Origin of the sequence: Streptomyces sp. NPDC091281, assembly GCF_044757425.1 — a bacterium.
Lineage (GTDB): Bacteria > Actinomycetota > Actinomycetes > Streptomycetales > Streptomycetaceae > Streptomyces.
In genome coordinates, this window is the sequence record NZ_JBIVUY010000003.1 from 342,411 (window position 1) to 359,296 (window position 16,886).

The 16,886-nt window shown below is 75.7% G+C and carries 1 protein-coding gene and 1 pseudogene; both read right to left on the reverse strand.

Annotated features, from left to right (window positions below; translation table 11 throughout):
• Nucleotides 1–35: 35 nt before the first annotated feature.
• The gene (locus ACIQPQ_RS09855) at nucleotides 36–16,793 is read right to left on the reverse strand and encodes a type I polyketide synthase (protein WP_401302674.1); all 16,758 of its coding nucleotides are present in this window, start codon (nucleotides 16,791–16,793) and stop codon (nucleotides 36–38) included.
• Between the two features lie 39 nt (nucleotides 16,794–16,832).
• Nucleotides 16,833–16,886: pseudogene (locus ACIQPQ_RS09860) on the reverse strand (polyketide synthase docking domain-containing protein); the annotation flags it as partial.

The following is a 16,886-nucleotide window of genomic DNA, read 5'->3' on the forward strand; positions in this document are numbered from 1 at the left end:
AATTGCCGTGAACGGTCCCGCCCCCGTGTCCGGGGTCAGGAGATCCCGAGTTCCTTGTCGATGAGGTCGAACATCTCGTCGTCGGTCGCCTCGTCGAGTTCCGCCAGGTCGTCCGGTCCGCTCATGTCGTCGTCCGTCCCTTCGGGGGTGCCGTCGCCGGTCCAGCGGGCCAGCAGGCCGCGCAGGGCGGCGGTGATCTCGGTGCGGGTGTCGGGGGCGGTGCCGTGCTCGGCGGCGAGGATGCCGGCCAGGCGGCCGATCTCCGCGACGACCCCGCCGCCCGGTCCGTCGGCGTCGTCGGGGCCGAGGAGGGAGTCCAGGTGGCGGGCGATGTCGACGGGCGCGGGGTGGTCGAACACCAGGGTGGCCGGGAGGCTCTGGCCGGTGGCCGCGCCGAGCCGGTTGCGCAGTTCGACGGCGGTGAGCGAGTCGAATCCGGCCTCGCGGAAGGCGCGGGTCGGGTCGACGGCGTCGGGGCGGGCGTGGCCGAGGACGACCGCCGCCTGTTCCCGGACGAGGTCCACCAGGGTGGCGGTCCGCTCGTCGGCGCCGAGTCCGGCGAGCCTGCGCCGCAGGGCGTCGGCGCCCGCGCCGGACGCCGCGTCGGCGAGGGCGGCCCCGGCCTCGGGGAGGTCGGCGAGCAGCGGCGCGGGGCGTCCGGCGGCGAAGGCGGGCGCGAACCGGGCCCAGTCGACGCGGGCCACGACGGCGGCCGGGTCGCCGCCGCCCGCCAGGCGTTCCATGGCGACGAGCGCGAGGTCGGGGTCGAGGGCGGTGAGGCCGCGGCGGCGCAGGTACTCCTCGACGTCGCCGTCGGCGGCCATGCCGTCCTGCGCCCAGGGTCCCCAGGCGAGGGAGACGGCGGGCAGGCCTGCGGCGCGGCGGCGTTCGGCGAGGGTGTCGAGGAAGGCGTTGGCGGCGGCGTAGTTGCCCTGGCCGGGTGAGCCGACGGCGCCCGCGAAGGAGGAGAACAGGACGAACGCGGAGAGGTCGCGGTCGCGGGTCAGCTCGTCCAGGTTGCGGGCGGCGACGGCCTTGGCGCGCAGGACGGCGGCGAACCGGTCGGCGGTGAGGGCGTGCACGAGTCCGTCGTCGAGGACGCCCGCGGTGTGCACGACGGCGTCCACGGGGTGTGCGGCGAGCAGGGCGGTCAGGGCGTCCCGGTCGGCGGCGTCGCAGGCGGCGACGGTGACGCGGGCGCCGAGGGCGGCGAGGTCGGCCCGCAGCCGGTCGGCGCCGGGGGCGTCGGGTCCTCGGCGGCTGATCAGGACGAGGTGGTCGGCGCCCTGCTCGGCGGCCCGGCGGGCGACGCGGGCGCCGAGGGCGCCGGTGCCGCCGGTGATCAGGACGGTGCCGGAGGGCCGCCAGCCCGCGTCGAGGGCGGCGGGCGCCGTACGGTCCAGGCGGCGGCCGAAGACGCCGGTGGCCCGGATGGCGACCTGGTCCTCGCCGGTCCGCCCGGTCAGGACGCCGGCGAGGCGGCCGAGGGTGCGGCGGTCGAGGGTGCCGGGGAGGTCGGCGAGTCCGGCCCAGCCGTCGGGGTGTTCGAGGGCGGCGACCCGGCCGAGGCCCCAGACGGCGGCCTGGTCCGGGTCGGGTGCCGCGTCGGACCGGTTGACGGCGACGGCGCCGCGGGTCAGCGCCCACACGGGCGCGGTGACGGCGGCGTCGGCGAGGGCCTGGAGGAGCAGCGCGGTGGCGGCGGGCCCGGCCGGGACCGGGGCGGGGTCGCCGCCGTCCGCTCCGGTGAGGGCGAGGAAGGACAGGACCCCGGCGATGGGGGCGTCCGCGGCGGCCTCGGTGAGGCGGGCGGCGAGGGCGGCCCGGTCGTCGTCGGGTTCGTGCAGGACGACGTGCGGTTCGGCGCCGTTGGCGGTGAGGCCGTCGAGGACGGCGGCGCACCACGGGTCGTCGGCGAGGGCGGCGGGCAGGACGGCGAGCCTGCGTCCGGGCAGCGCCCCGCCGGAGACCGCGCCGAGCGGCTTCCAGGCGGGGGTGTACAGCCAGTCGTCGACGCGGGACCGCTCCTGCCGTCCGCGCCACCAGGCGGACAGGGCGGGCAGCAGTCCGTCGACGGTCTCGGCGGGCACGCCGAGGGAGTCGGCGAGGGTCCGGCTGTCGCCGTGCTCGACGGCCGTCCAGAACCGGGCGTCCGGCCGCTCGTCGGCGGCGGTGGCGGTGCCGCCGACCGGGCGGATGCCCTCGGGCCAGTGCCGCTCGCGGGTGAAGGCGTACGTCGGCAGGTCGACGACGGTGGCGCGGGCCGGGGCGTACAGGGCCTGCCAGTCGGCGCGGGCGCCGTGCAGGCGGAGCGCGGCGACGGCGGCGGCCAGGCTGACGGGTTCGGGCCGGTCCTTGCGGAGGGTGGGGGTGAGGAGGCGGCCGTCGCCGTCGAGGCAGTTCTCGGCGAGGGCGGTGAGGGTGCCGTCGGCGCCGAGTTCGACCCACCAGGAGGCGTCGGCGCCGCGTACGGCGTCCGCGAAGCGGACCGGGCGGCGGACGTGCTCCACCCAGTGGGCGGGGTCGGCCAGTTCCTCGGCGGTGACCGGTACGCCGGTGACCGTGGAGACGAGCGGGATCGTCGGGCGGCCGTAGGTGAGGCTGTCGGCGACGGTCCGGAACTCGGCGAGCATGGGTTCCATGAGCGGGGAGTGGAAGGCGTGGCTGACCCGCAGGGCGGTCACCTTGCGGTCCAGGGCGCGGAAGTGCGCGGCGACCTCCTCGACCGCGTCCGCCTCCCCCGAAACGACCACCGATCGCGACCCGTTGACCGCCGCGATCCCGACACGGTCCGCGTCGAGAAGGGGCAGCACCTCGTCCTCGGACGCCTGGAGCGCCGTCATCGCACCGCCCTCCGGCAGCGCCTGCATCAACCGGCCCCGCGCCGCGACCAGCTTGCACGCGTCCCCGAGCGACCACACCCCGGCCACGTGTGCGGCGGCGATCTCGCCGATTGAGTGGCCGATCAGGACGTCCGGGCGGACGCCCCACGTCTCCAGCAGCCGGTACAGGGCGACTTCGAGGGCGAAGAGGGCGGGCTGGGTGTACTCGGTGCGGTTCAGCCGCTCGGCGGCGCCGCCGTCCGTGGCGTCGGCCGCGTTCCCGTCCGGGTCAGGGCCTGCCCCGTCGCCGAAGACGATCTCCCGGAGGTCGAAGGGGAGTTCGGCGTCGACGGCGTCGAAGGCCTCGGCGAAGGTGGGATACGCCGCGTACAACTCGCCTCCCATGGCGAGGCGTTGCGAGCCCTGTCCGGCGAAGAGGAAGGCGAGCCGGCGTCCGGGGCGGACCTGGTCGGCGGTGAGTGCGGCGGGGTCGTGCTCCCCGGCGGCGAGGGCGCGCAGGGCCCGCCGGAGGTCGGCGCGGTCGGTCGCGAGGATCATCGCACGGTGGTCCAGCCAGGGGCGGAGCGTGGTGGACAGACCCAGGTCGGCCAGGCGCAGGCCGGGGTCGGCGTCGACGTGGGCCCAGAGGCGTTCCGCCTGCTGCCGCAGGGCCTCCGGGGAGGCGGCGGAGAGGGCGACGGGCGTGACGGGCAGCTCGGCGGGGGCGGCGGCCTGAGCGTCGGTGCCGTCCGTGGCCGTGCCGTGCGGGGCCGTGCCGTCGGGGGCCGTGCCGTCGGTGATGACGGTGGTCGGGCCCGCGGGGTCGGCGGCCGGTTCGGGGGCCTGTTCGATGACGACGTGGGCGTTGGTGCCGCTGATGCCGAAGGAGGAGACCCCGGCACGGCGCGGACGGCCGTACGGCTGGGGCCAGTCGACGTTCTCGGTGAGGAGGGCGATGTCCCCGGCGGTCCAGTCGACGAACGGCGACGGGTCGTCGGCGTGCAGGGTGCGGGGCAGCACGCCGTGCCGCATCGCCATCACCATCTTGATGACGCCGCCCACTCCGGCGGCGGCCTGGGTGTGGCCGACGTTGGACTTCAACGAGCCGAGCCACAGGGGCTGTTCGCGGTCCTGGCCGTAGGTGGCGAGGAGGGCGTGGGCCTCGATGGGGTCGCCGAGCGGGGTGCCCGTGCCGTGCGCCTCGACGGCGTCGACGTCGGCCGACGTGAGCCCGGCGCCGGAGAGGGCCTCGCGGATGACGCGTTCCTGGGAGGGCCCGTTGGGGGCGGTGAGGCCGTTGGACGCGCCGTCCTGGTTGACGGCGGACCCGGCGACGACGGCGAGGATCTTGTGGCCGTTTCGGCGGGCGTCGGACAGCCGCTCCAGGACGAGCATGCCGATGCCCTCGGACCAGGCGGTGCCGTCGGCGCCCGAGCCGAAGGACTTGCAGCGGCCGTCGTGGGCGAGGCCGCGCTGCTGGCTGAAGTCGACGAAGGTGTCGGGCGTCGACATCACCATCACACCGCCGGTCAGGGCGAGGTCGCACTCGCCCGCGCGCAGCGACTGGGCGGCCAGGTGCAGGGTGACCAGCGACGACGAGCAGGCCGTGTCGACGGTCATGGCCGGCCCCTCCAGGCCGAAGGTGTAGGCGATGCGGCCGGAGTGGACGCTGCTGGTGTTGCCGGTGAGGAGGTAGCCGTCGGAGTCGTGGGCGGCGTCGCGGAGGCAGGAGTGGTAGTCCTGGCCCATGACGCCCGCGAAGACGCCCGTGCGGCTGCCGCGCAGCCCGGTCGGGTCGAGTCCGGCGCGCTCCAGGACCTCCCAGGACACCTCCAGCAGGAGGCGCTGCTGCGGGTCCATGGCCAGGGCCTCGCGCGGGGAGATGCCGAAGAGTCCGGCGTCGAAGGACGCGGCGTCGTAGAGGAAACCGCCCCGCCGGACGTAGGTCCTGCCCAGTTTGCCGGGCTCGGGGTCGTAGAGGCCGTCGAGGTCCCAGCCGCGGTCGGTGGGGAAGTCGCCGATGGCGTCGCCGCCCTCGCTGACCAGGCGCCACAGGTCCTCGGGCGATTCGACGCCGCCGGGGTAGCGGCAGGCCATGCCGACGATGACGACCGGGTCCTCGTCGGTCGCGGCCCGCCGGGCGGGGGCGGTGCCGTGCGGGTCGGCGGTGTCACCGGCGAGCGCGGTGAGCAGGTGGCGGGCGAGGGCGTCGGGCGAGGGGTGGTCGAAGACGAGGGTGGCGGGCAGCCGCAGTCCGGTCGCCGCGTTGACCCGGTTGCGGAGTTCGACGGACGTCAGGGAGTCGAAGCCGAGCTTGGTGAACGCCTGGGCGGCCTCCACCTCGGCGGCGGAGGCGTGTCCGAGGACCTGCGCGGCCAGTCCGCGCACGAACTCCACCAGGAACGCCTCGCGTTCGGCGGCCGGGAGGGCGGTGACGCGGGCGGGCAGCCCGTCCGCGCCCGTGACGTGACCGCCGCCGTGGGCGGTGCGCCGGGCGGGCAGGCCGGTGAGGCCGCGCAGCAGCGGGTGCGGTTCGGGCAGCTCGCGCAGGGCGCGCCGGTCGAGGCGCACGGGCAGCAGGAACGGCGCGGCGGCGGGTACGGCGTCCGCCCGCGCCGTGTCCTCGTGCGGTGCGGCGAGGACGGCGTCCAGGACGGCGAGGCCCTGCGCGGCGTCGAGGGGGCGGACGCCGCCGCGGGCCATGCGGCGCAGGTCGGCCTCGGTGAGCTGGGCGGTCATGCCCGCGCCGGGTGCCCAGGGGCCCCAGGCGAGGGACACGGCGGGCAGGCCGAGGTGGCGGCGGCACTGGGCGACGGCGTCCATGTAGGCGTTGGCGGCGGCGTAGTTGGCCTGGCCGGGGCCGCCGAGGGTGCCGGAGACCGAGGAGAACAGGACGAACGCGGCGAGGTCGAGGTCGCGGGTGAGGGCGTCGAGGTGTTCGGCGGCGTCCGCCTTGGGGCGGGCCACGGCGTGCAGCCGCTCCTCGGTGAGGGAGGCGAGGACGCCGTCGTCGACGATGCCCGCGGTGTGCACGACGCCGGTCAGCGGCCGGTCGGCCGGGATCGCCGCCAGCAGCGCGGCGAGCGCGCCCCGGTCGGCGACGTCGCAGGCGGCGAGGGTCGCCTCGGCGCCCGACTCGGCCAGTGCGGCGGTGAGTTCGGCGGCGCCGGGGGCGTCGGGTCCGAGTCGGCCGACCAGGAGGAGGTGCCGTACGCCGTGGGTGGCCGCCAGGTGCCGGGCGACCAGGGCGCCGAGGCCGCCGGTGCCGCCGGTGACGAGGACGGTGCCGTCGGAGAGGCGGACGCGGTCGCAGGTGGGCGCGGTGCTCTCCGGGTCGGGGTCGGCCGGGGCGCTGCCCGCGGGGCCGGTCGGGGCCGGGGTGGTGGGCAGCGGGGCAGGGGCGAGCCGGGGCAGGAGGACGGTGCGGGCGCGGACGGCGCGTTCGGGTTCGGTGTGCGGGCCGTCCGGCCGGGTCAGCGACGCGACCAGGGTGGCCCAGGCCTCGGGGGTGTCGTCGAGGTCGGCGAGGGCGATGCGGCCGGGGTTCTCGCTGCGGGCCGAACGCAGGAGCCCCCAGAGGGCGGCGAGTGCCGGGTCGGGGGTCTCCTCGGGGGTCGCGGCGACCGCGCCGCGGGTGACGACGACCAGCCGGGCGCCGATGAACTCCTCGGCGGCGAGCCATTCCTGGAGGAAGGCGAGTGCGGCGGCGGTGACCGCGTGGGCCGTCGCGGCGGACCCGTCCAGGACGGAGTCCGCGGGGGTGCTCCAGGGCAGCAGCACGGTCTCCGGGAGCGGCTCGCCGTCGTGCACGGCACGCGTCAGCTCGGCCCAGGTCCGCGCGGGCACACCGTGGTGGCCGTGGTCGGGGTGGGCGTGGTCGGTGAGCAGCACGGCGCGGGGGGCGGTTCCGGCGGGGAGGGCGGTGGTGTCCGTGCCGACGCCGGGGGCGTCCGTGCCGTTCCGGAGTGCGTCCGGGGTGTCCGTCGCGGCCGGGGTCCAGTCGAGGCGGTAGGTGAAGCCGTCGGCGGGGGTGGTGGCCGGGGCGGTCGGCAGCTCGGTGGGTACCGCGCGCAGGGCGAGGGAGGCGACGGAGGCGACCGGTTCCCCGGCCGGGTCCGCGAGGTGCACGGAGACCGCGCCGGTCCCTGCGGGGGCGACCCGGACGCGCAGGGCGCGGGCCCCGGAGGCGTGCAGGGTGAGTCCGTTCCAGGAGAACGGCACCCGTCCGGCGCCGTCCGCGCCGAGCGGCCCGAACAGCGCCGCGTGCAGGGCGGAGTCGAGGAGTGCCGGGTGCACGCCGCAGCGGGCGGCGATCGTCTCGTGCTCCTCGGGCAGCGCGACCTCGGCGAACACCTCGTCGCCGCGCCGCCACACCGACCGCAGCCCCTGGAACACCGGCCCGTAGGTCAGTCCGGCGGCGGCGAAGCGGTCGTAGACGCCGGTCAGCGGGAGGGGTTCGGCGTCGCGCGGCGGCCAGTGCGCGAACTCGGCCGCCGCCCGGACGTCGGTGGGAGCCGGGTCCGGGGAGAGTACGCCGGATGCGTGCAGCACCCACGGGGTGTCGTCGGGGGCGTCCTCGGGCCGCGAGTGCACCTCGACGCCGCAGCGGCCGTCGCCGTCGGCGGGCGCCACGGTGACCTGGAGCCGGACCGTGCCCGACGCGGGCAGCACGAGCGGCACGGCGAGGGTCAGTTCCTCGACGGCGGCGCAGTCGACGAGTTCCCCGGCGCGCAGGGCGAGTTCGGCGTACGCGGTGCCGGGCAGGACGGCCGCGCCCAGGACGGAGTGATCCGCGAGCCAGGCGTGGGTGCGCAGGGCGAGCCGCCCGGTCAACAGGGCTCCGCCGCCCGCGAGTCGGACGGCGGCACCGAGCAACGGGTGGGCGGCGGTGCCGAGTCCGGCGGCGGCGAGGTCCCCGGGCCTGCCGGAGCCCTCGGGCCAGAACCGCTTGCGCCGGAAGGCGTACGTCGGCAGCTCGACGGCGGCCGTGCGCGCGCCCCCGGCCGGGACGACGGCCCGCCAGTCGACCTGGGCGCCGTGGGTGAAGAGTGCGGCGACGGCGGCGAGCAGGGCGGCCGCCTCGGGACGGTCCTTGCGCAGTACCGGGACGAAGAGGGCCGTGCCGGGGTCGTCGAGGGCGCCCTGGGCGAGCGCGGTGAGGGTGCCGTCGGGGCCCAGCTCCAGGTACCGGCCGACGCCCTGGCCCGCCAGCACGCGGACCGCGTCGGCGAACCGGACGGTCTCCCGGACGTGCCGGATCCAGTAGTCGGGGGAGGTCACTTCGTCCGCCGTCAGGGTCGCCCCGGTCACGGTGGACACTATGGGCAGCTTCGGACGTCCGTACGTCAGCCCCTCGGCGACCTTCCGGAAGTCGGCGAGCATCGGCTCCATCAGCGGGGAGTGGAAGGCGTGGCTGACGCGCAGGGCGGTGACCTTGCGGCCGTCGGCGCGGAAGCGGTCGGCGAGTTCGGTGACGGCTTCGGCGGCGCCCGAGATCACCACGGAGCGGGGGCCGTTGACAGCCGCGACGCCTACCGGCGCGGCCGGGTCGAGAAGCGGGAGCACCTCGTCCTCGGCGGCCTGGACGGCGATCATCGCACCGCCCGCCGGGAGGGCCTGCATCAACCGGCCCCGCGCGACGACCAGTCGGCAGGCGTCGGCCAGCGACCAGACGCCCGCGACATGCGCGGCGGCGATCTCACCGATCGAATGCCCCGCCAGCACATCCGGCCGCACACCCCACGACTCCAGCAGCCGGAACAGGGCGACTTCGAGCGCGAAGAGAGCGGGCTGGGCGTACTCGGTGCGGTTCAGCCGGTCGGCGTCGTCGTCTCCGTCCGTGCCGAAGACGATCTCCTGGAGATCGAAGGGGAGTTCGGCGTCGACCGCGTCGAAGGCCGCCGCGAACACGGGGTACGTCGCGTACAACTCACTACCCATGGCGAGGCGTTGGGCGCCCTGCCCGGCGAAGAGGAGCGCCGTCTTCCCGGCCCGCGCCTCGGCGGTGTGCACGACGTCCGGAGCGTCCGGGGCGTCCGAGCCGTCGGCGAGGGAGCGCAGGGCGCTCAGCAGCCCGGCACGGTCGGCGGCCAGGACGACCGCACGGTGGTCCAGCACGCTCCGGGTCGTCGCGGCGGCCCGAGCCACCTCGGCCACCCCCACGCGCTCCCCCACGTCCCCGGTCAGCCAGGCGTGCCACCGCTCGGCCTGCGCCCGCACCGCCGCCGCGCCCGCACCCGACAGGACGACGGGGAGGACACCGCCACCGGTCTCACCGTCGGAGCCGACAGCTCCGGCCAGGTCAGGAGCATCCGCCCGGCCGGGCGTCTGCCCCAGGTCGGGAGCCCCGGCGGCGTCGGGCGCCTGCTCCAGGATGACGTGGGCGTTGGTGCCGCTGATCCCGAAGGACGACACACCGGCCCGCCGGGGACGGTCCGCCGAGACCTGCTCCCACGGCACGCTCTCGGTCAGCAGCCGGATGTCCCCGGCCGACCAGTCGACGTGGGAGGACGGCTCGTCGGCGTGCAGGGTGCGCGGCAGCACGCCTTCGCGCATCGCCATGACCATCTTGATGACACCGCCGACACCAGCGGCGGCCTGCGTGTGTCCGACGTTGGACTTCAACGAGCCCAGCCACAGGGGCTGTTCGCGGTCCTGGCCGTACGTGGCGAGGAGCGCCTGCGCCTCGATCGGGTCACCGAGCGGCGTCCCAGTACCGTGCGCCTCCACCGCGTCTACATCCGCCACCGACAGCCCACCCGAGGCCAGCGCGGCACGGATCACCCGCTGCTGAGACGGCCCGTTCGGCGCCGTCAGACCATTCGACGCACCGTCCTGGTTCACCGCCGAACCCGCGACGACCGCCAGCACCCGATGCCCATTACGACGGGCATCCGACAGCCGCTCCACCAGCAGCAGACCCACACCCTCCGCCCACGCCGTCCCGTCCGCACCGTCCGAGAACGCCTTGCAGCGCCCGTCCGCCGCGAGCCCCCGCTGACGCGAGAACTCGACAAACATCTCCGGCCCCGACATCACCGTGACGCCACCGGCCAGTGCGAGATCGCACTCCCCCGCACGCAGCGCCTGAGCCGCCAGATGCAGCGCGACCAGCGACGACGAGCACGCCGTATCCACCGTCACCGCCGGACCCTCGAACCCGAACGTGTAGGAAATACGGCCGGAGGCGACGCTGCCCGTGGAGCCGGTGAGGAGGTAGCCGTCGGAGTCGTGCTCCCCGGCGCGCAGGACGGAACCGTAGTCCTGGGTGATGGCGCCGGTGAAGACGCCGGTGCGGGAGCCGCGCAGGGCGGCCGGGGCGATGCCCGCCCGCTCGAACACCTCCCAGGAGGTCTCCAGGAGCAGCCGCTGCTGCGGGTCCATCGCAAGCGCCTCGCGCGGCGAGATCCCGAACAGCGTGGCGTCGAACTCGGCTGCGTCGTAGAGGAATCCGCCCCGCTGGACGTAGGTGTGGCCGACCCGGCCGGGCTCGGGGTCGTAGAGGTCGTCGAGGTCCCAGCCGCGGTCGGTCGGGAACCCGCCGATCGCGTCACCGCCCTCCCGCACCAACCGCCACAGATCCTCCGGCGACGCGACACCGCCGGGGAAGCGGCACGCCATGCCGACGATGACCACCGGGTCCTCGCTGATGACCGTGGGCGCGGGCAGGCCCGGTACGGCGGGCGCGGTGTCCTGGCCGTCGGACAGTTCGGTGAGGAGATGGCGGGCGAGGGCGGCGGGTGTGGGGTGGTCGAAGGCGAGGGTGGCGGGCAGCCGCATGCCGGTGGCGGCGCTCACCCGGTTGCGTAGTTCGACCGAGGTCAGCGAGTCGAAGCCGAGGGCCTTGAAGGCCTGTGCCGCGTCGACGTCGGCCGCGGTGGCGTAGCCGAGGACGGAGGCGGCCTGTCCGCAGACCAGGTCCAGGAGGAACTTCTCCCGTTCCGCCTCCGGCAGCGCCCCGACCCGTTGCCGCAGATCGGCGGCACCGGCGGCGCCGGTCGCCGCTTCCACGACCCGCCGGGCGGGGCTGCGGACGAGGGCGCGCAGCAGGGCGGGCAGGTCGTGACCGCGCTTGCGGAGACCGGCCAGGTCGAGGTCGGCCGGCAGGACGGCGGCGGTGTCGAGGGCCGGGCCCGTCGTGAGCACGGTGTCGAGCAGGGCGAGTCCCCGCTCCGGGTCGAGCGGTCGCATGCCTTCGCGGGCCATCCGGCGCAGGTCGGCCTCGGAGAGTGCGGCGGTCATGCCCGCGCCGGGCGCCCACGGGCCCCAGGCCAGCGAGGCGGCGGGCAGTCCGGCCGTCCGGCGGTACGCGGCGAGGGCGTCCAAGTACGCGTTGGCAGCACCGTAGTTGGCCTGCCCCGCGCTGCCGAACGTACCGGCGACGGAGGAGAAGACGACGAACGCGGAGAGGTCCAGGTGGCGGGTCAGTTCATGCAGGTGCCACGCGGCGTCGGCCTTCGGCCGCAGGACCGTAGCGAGCCGCCCGGGGGTCAGCGCCGGGACCATGCCATCGTCCAGGACACCCGCGGTGTGGATCACGGCGGTGAGGTCACGGTCGGCGAGGAGTGCGGCGAGCTGGTCACGGTCGGCCACGTCCAGCGCGGCGACCTCGACTTCGGTGGCACCCAAGTCGTTCAGTTCGGCTACGAGTTCGGCGGTACCCGGAGCGTCCAGGCCTCGTCGGCTCGCCAGCAGCAGTCGCCGTACGCCGCGCTCGGTCACCAGGTGCCGAGCCACCAGCGCGCCCAGACCACCCGTACCGCCCGTGATCAGAACCGTCCCCTCCGGGTCCAGCGCGACCGGCACGGTGAGGACGACCTTGCCGACATGCCGGGCCTGCGACAGGAAGCGGAAGGCTTCCGGCGCCCTGCGGACGTCCCAGCACGTCACCGGCAGCGGGGCCAGCGCGCCCGCCTCGAACAACGCGACCAGGTCGGACAGCATCTCCCCGATGCGGTCCGCGCCCGCGTCCCACAGGTCGAACGCACGGTACGCGACGCCGTCGTGCTCGGCGGCGACCGCTTCCGGGTCGCGGACGTCGGTCTTGCCCATCTCCAGGAACCGGCCACCCCGCGGCAGCAGCCGCAGCGACGCGTCCACGAACTCCCCGGCCAGGGAGTCCAGGACGACATCCACACCCCGGCCGCCCGTGGCGTCCAGGAATGCCGCCTCGAAACGCGTGTCACGCGACGAGGCGATATGCGCGTCGTCCAGACCGAGGCCCCGGACCGTGTCCCACTTGCCCCGGCTCGCCGTACCGAAGACCTCGGCGCCCAGGTGCCGGGCCAGCTGCACCGCGGCCATACCCACACCACCGGCCGCCGCGTGGACGAGGATGCGCTCCCCCGCCCGTAGCGCGCCCAGGTCGGTGAGCGCGTAGTAGGCGGTGAGGAACACGATCGGGACCGACGCCGCCTGCGCGAACGTCCACCCCTCCGGCACCCGCGCCACCGTCCGCGCGTCCGCCACCGCCACCGGACCGAACGCACCCGAGAACATCCCGAACACCCGGTCACCGACCGCGAGTCCGGTGACGTCCGAACCCACCTCGGTCACCACACCCGCACCCTCAAGACCGAAGTCACGGGCGTCACCGGGGTACATGCCGAGCGCGTTCAGCACATCACGGAAGTTCACACCCGCCGCGCGCACCGCCACCCGCACCTGCCCCGCACCCAACTCCTCCCGCACCACCGGCAGAAGCGCAAGCCCCTCCAGCGTGCCCTTCTCGGCGACGTCGAGACGCCAGGCGGGCGACTCGGCCGGGACGGGCAGGACGCGACCGGTGTCGGCCCGGCCCAGGCGGGGGGCGAACGCCGTGCCGGAGCGCAGAGCCACCTCGGGCTCACCGGAGGCGAGAGCCATCGGCGCCAGGGCCCACGACTCCGCCGTGCCGTCCGTGTCGAGCAGCACGAACCGGCCGGGGTTCTCGGCGCGGGCCGCCCGGACCAGACCCCATACGGCCGCGAGCGCCGGGGCGGCGGGCGGGCCGTCCACACCCACGGCGCCCTCGGTCACGATCACGAGGCGCGCTCCCTCGAACCGCTCGTCGGCCAGCCAGCCCCGCACCAGCTCCAACGCCCGCGCCGTAACGGCGTGCACCGCACCGGCCGCACTACCGGCATCACCGGCATCACCGGCGCCCTCAATGTCGCGTCGGTCGATGCGCACCAACACATCTGCCGAGACCGGGTGTTGGTCCGCGTCCGGCAGGTCGGTTCCGGGAGCGGGGAGTGCGGGGGCCGCGCCATCGGCAACAGCGCTGGCGCTCGCGGGGAGCCGTGTCCAGTCGGTCTGGTAGAGGTGCTCGACGCGGCCCGTGCCGCTCAGGGCGCCGAGGTCGTCAGGGAGTTCGCGGAGGGTCAGTGACGCGACGGACGCCACCGGCTCCCCCGTGCCGTCGGCGATGTCCAGGGCCACGGCGTCCTCGCCGACGACCGTCAGCCGTACCCGCAGCGTGTCCGCGCCGGAGGCCCACAGCGACACCCCGGACCAGGCGAACGGCAGTCGCGCGCGGCCCCCTTCGGACACCGAGGTGAACAGCACGGCGTGCAGTGCGGCGTCCAGCAGGGCGGGGTGGACGCCGAAGCCGCCGCCGCTCACGCCCTCGGGGAGGGCGACCTCGGCGAACACCTCGTCGCCGCGCCGCCACACCGACTTCAGTCCGCGGAAGGCGGGGCCGTAGGAGAGGCCGAGTCCGGTGAAGCGGTCGTAGACACCTTCGACGGATTCCGCGACCGCGCCCTGCGGCGGCCAGGCGGAGAAGTCGTACGGGGCGGCGGGGCCGGACTCCGGGGCCGCGGCGAGGGTGCCGGTGGCGTGGAGGGTCCAGGGGTCGGAGTCCAGCGCGTCGCCGGGACGTGCGTGGATCTCCAGGGTGCGGCGCCCGGCCTCGTCCTCCATGCCGACGCGGACCTGGACGCGTACGCCACCGCGCTCCGGCACCACCAACGGCACCGCGACCGTCAGATCCTCCACCCGGTCACACCCCACCTGCTCACCAGCACGCAGACCCAACTCCACGAAACCCGTGCCCGGGAACACCACCACCCCACCCACCACATGCTCCGCCAGCCACTCGGCCGCACCGACCGACAACCGCCCGGTCAGCACCACCCCGTCGCCACCCGCCAGCTCCACCGCCGCACCCAGCAACGGATGCCCCGCCGAGCCCAGGCCGACGGCGCCGAGGTCGCCGGTGGTGCCGCGGGGGTCGCTGTACCAGAAGCGGCGGCGCTGGAAGGCGTAGGTGGGCAGGGCGGCGGGCTCCTGGCCGGTGGCGACGGCGGGGGTGCCGGGGAAGGCGTTCTCCCAGCGGACCGGGAGGCCGCTGACGTGGAGGCGGGCGAGCGCGGCGAGGTGGCTCTCCGGCTCGGGGCGGTCCTTGCGCAGGGCGGCGGTGAGGACGTACGGGGTGTCCGTGTCGTCGTCCAGGCAGGCCTGGGCGAGGGCGGTCAGCTGACCGTCGGGGCCGAGTTCCAGCAGCCGGGTGGCACGGTGCGCGGCGAGGGTGCGGACGCCGTCGGCGAAGCGGACCGCGTCGCGGACGTGCCGGACCCAGTAGTCGGGCGAGGTCAGGTCGGTGGCCTCGGCGAGGCGGCCGGTGACATTGGAGACGACCGCGAGGCGCGGCGCCCGGTAGGTGAGGGAGGCGGCGACGGCGCGGAACGCGTCGAGCATCGGCTCCATCAGCGGGGAGTGGAAGGCGTGGCTGACGCGGAGGGCGGTGACCTTGCGGCCGTCGGCGCGGAAGCGGTCGACGAGTTCGGTGACGGCTTCGGCGGCGCCCGAGATCACCACGGAGCGGGGGCCGTTGACGGCGGCGACGGCGAGGTCGGTCCGGCCGTCGAGGAGCGGGACGACCTCGTCCTCGGTGGCCTGGAGGGCGGCCATCGCGCCGCCTTTGGGCAGCGCCTGCATCAACCGGCCGCGTGCGACGACGAGTCGGCACGCGTCGGCCAGGGACCAGACGCCCGCGACGTGCGCGGCGGCCAGTTCGCCCACCGAGTGCCCCATCAGCAGGTCGGGGCGGACGCCCCAGGACTCCACCAGGCGGTACAGGGCGACTTCGAGGGCGAAGAGGGCGGGCTGGGCGTACTCGGTGCGGTTCAGCCGCTCGGCCGCGCCGCCGTCCGGGTCGGCGCCCGGGTCGGCGTCCGCGCCGTCGCCGAACACGATCTCCTTGAGCGAGAAGGGGAGTTCGGCGTCGACGGCGTCGAAGGCCGCCGCGAAGACTGGGTACGTCGCGTACAACTCCGTTCCCATGCCGAGACGTTGGGAGCCCTGGCCGGAGAAGAGGACGGCGAGTCGGCCGCCGGGCCGGGCAGCGCCGGTGACGGAGTGCGGGGTGTCGGCGGCGGGGGACGTGGCGGAGGCGAGGGCGGTGAGACCGGCGCGCAGCTCGTCCGGGGTGCGGCCGGTGATGACGGCGCGGTGCTCGAAGGTGGTCCGGGTGGTGGCGAGGGCGTGCCCGAGGAGGGCCGGATCGGTGTCCGGGGCCGCGTCGAGATGGGCGAGGAGCCGGGCCGCCTGGGCGGACAGCGCGTCGCGGCTGCGGGCGGACAGCGTCCAGGGCAGCGGACGTATGCCTGACGCCTGACGCTCGTCGGCCGCGGTCGGGGTCTCGGTCTGCTCCGGGGCGTCGGGGGCGTCGGCGGGGGTGGGTGCCGGGGCCTCCTCGACGATCATGTGGGCGTTGGTGCCGCTGATGCCGAAGGAGGAGACGGCGGCCCGGCGGGGCCGGTCCGGGCGGGCGGGCCAGGGCTGTTCGTCGGTCAGGAGGCGCAGGTCGGCGGCGGTCCAGTCGATGTGCGGGGACGGCTCGTCGGCGTGCAGGGTGCGGGGCAGGACGCCGTGCCGCAGGGCGAGGACGAGCTTGATGATGCCCGCGACGCCCGCGGCGGCCTGGGTGTGCCCGATGTTGGACTTGACCGAGCCGAGCCACAGCGGGCGGTCCTCGGGGCGGCCCGTGCCGTAGGTGGCGAGAAGGGCTTCGGCCTCGATGGGGTCGCCGAGCGGGGTGCCGGTGCCGTGCGCCTCGACGGCGTCGACGTCGGGAGCGGAGAGGCCGGCGTCGCTGAGGGCGGCGCGGATGACGCGTTCCTGGGCGGGCCCGTTGGGGGCGGTGAGGCCGTTGGAGGCGCCGTCCTGGTTGACGGCGCTGCCGCGGATCACGGCGAGGACGGGGTGGCCGTTGCGGCGGGCGTCGGACAGGCGCTCCAGGAGGAGCATGCCGGTGCCCTCGGCGGGGCCGAAGCCGTTGGCGGTGGCGGAGAACGCCTTGCAGCGGCCGTCGGCGGCGAGGGCGCGCTGCCGTCCGAAGTCGACGAACATCTCCGGCCCGGACATGACGGTGACGCCGCCGCCGAGCGCGAGGTCGCACTCGCCGGAGCGCAGCGAGCGCACGGCGAGGTGGAGGGCGACGAGCGACGACGAGCAGGCCGTGTCGACGGTGACGGCGGGCCCCTCCAGGCCGAAGGTGTAGGCGATGCGGCCGGAGGCGACGCTGATGGTGCTGCCGGTGAGGAGGTGCCCGCCGAGGTCGGCGTGGGCGTCCTCGGAGCGGGGCAGGTAGGTCTGGGCGATGGCGCCGACGAAGACGCCCGTACGGCTGCCGCGCAGGCGGGCGGGGACGATCCCGGCCCGCTCCACGGTCTCCCAGCAGGTCTCCAGCAGGAGCCGCTGCTGCGGGTCCATGGCCTGGGCCTCCCGCGGCGAGATCTCGAAGAACTCGGCGTCGAACAGGGGCGCCTCGTGGACGAAGCCGCCCTCGCGGACGTACGAGGTGCCGGGCCGGTCGGGGTCCGGGTCGTACAGGCCGTCGAGGTCCCAGCCGCGGTCGGCGGGGAAGGGGGTGACGGCGTCGGTGCCGGAGGCCAGCAGCCGCCACAGGGCCTCGGGGGTGTCGGCGCCGTCGGGGAAGCGGCAGCCCATCGAGACGATCGCGACGGGTTCCTGCCGCTGGTCCGCCAGCTCCTGGAGGTCCTGAAGACGCTTGCGCGTCTCACGAAGGTCGGCCGTGACCAGCTTGAGGTAGTCCCGCAGCTTCTCTTCGTTGCTCGCCAT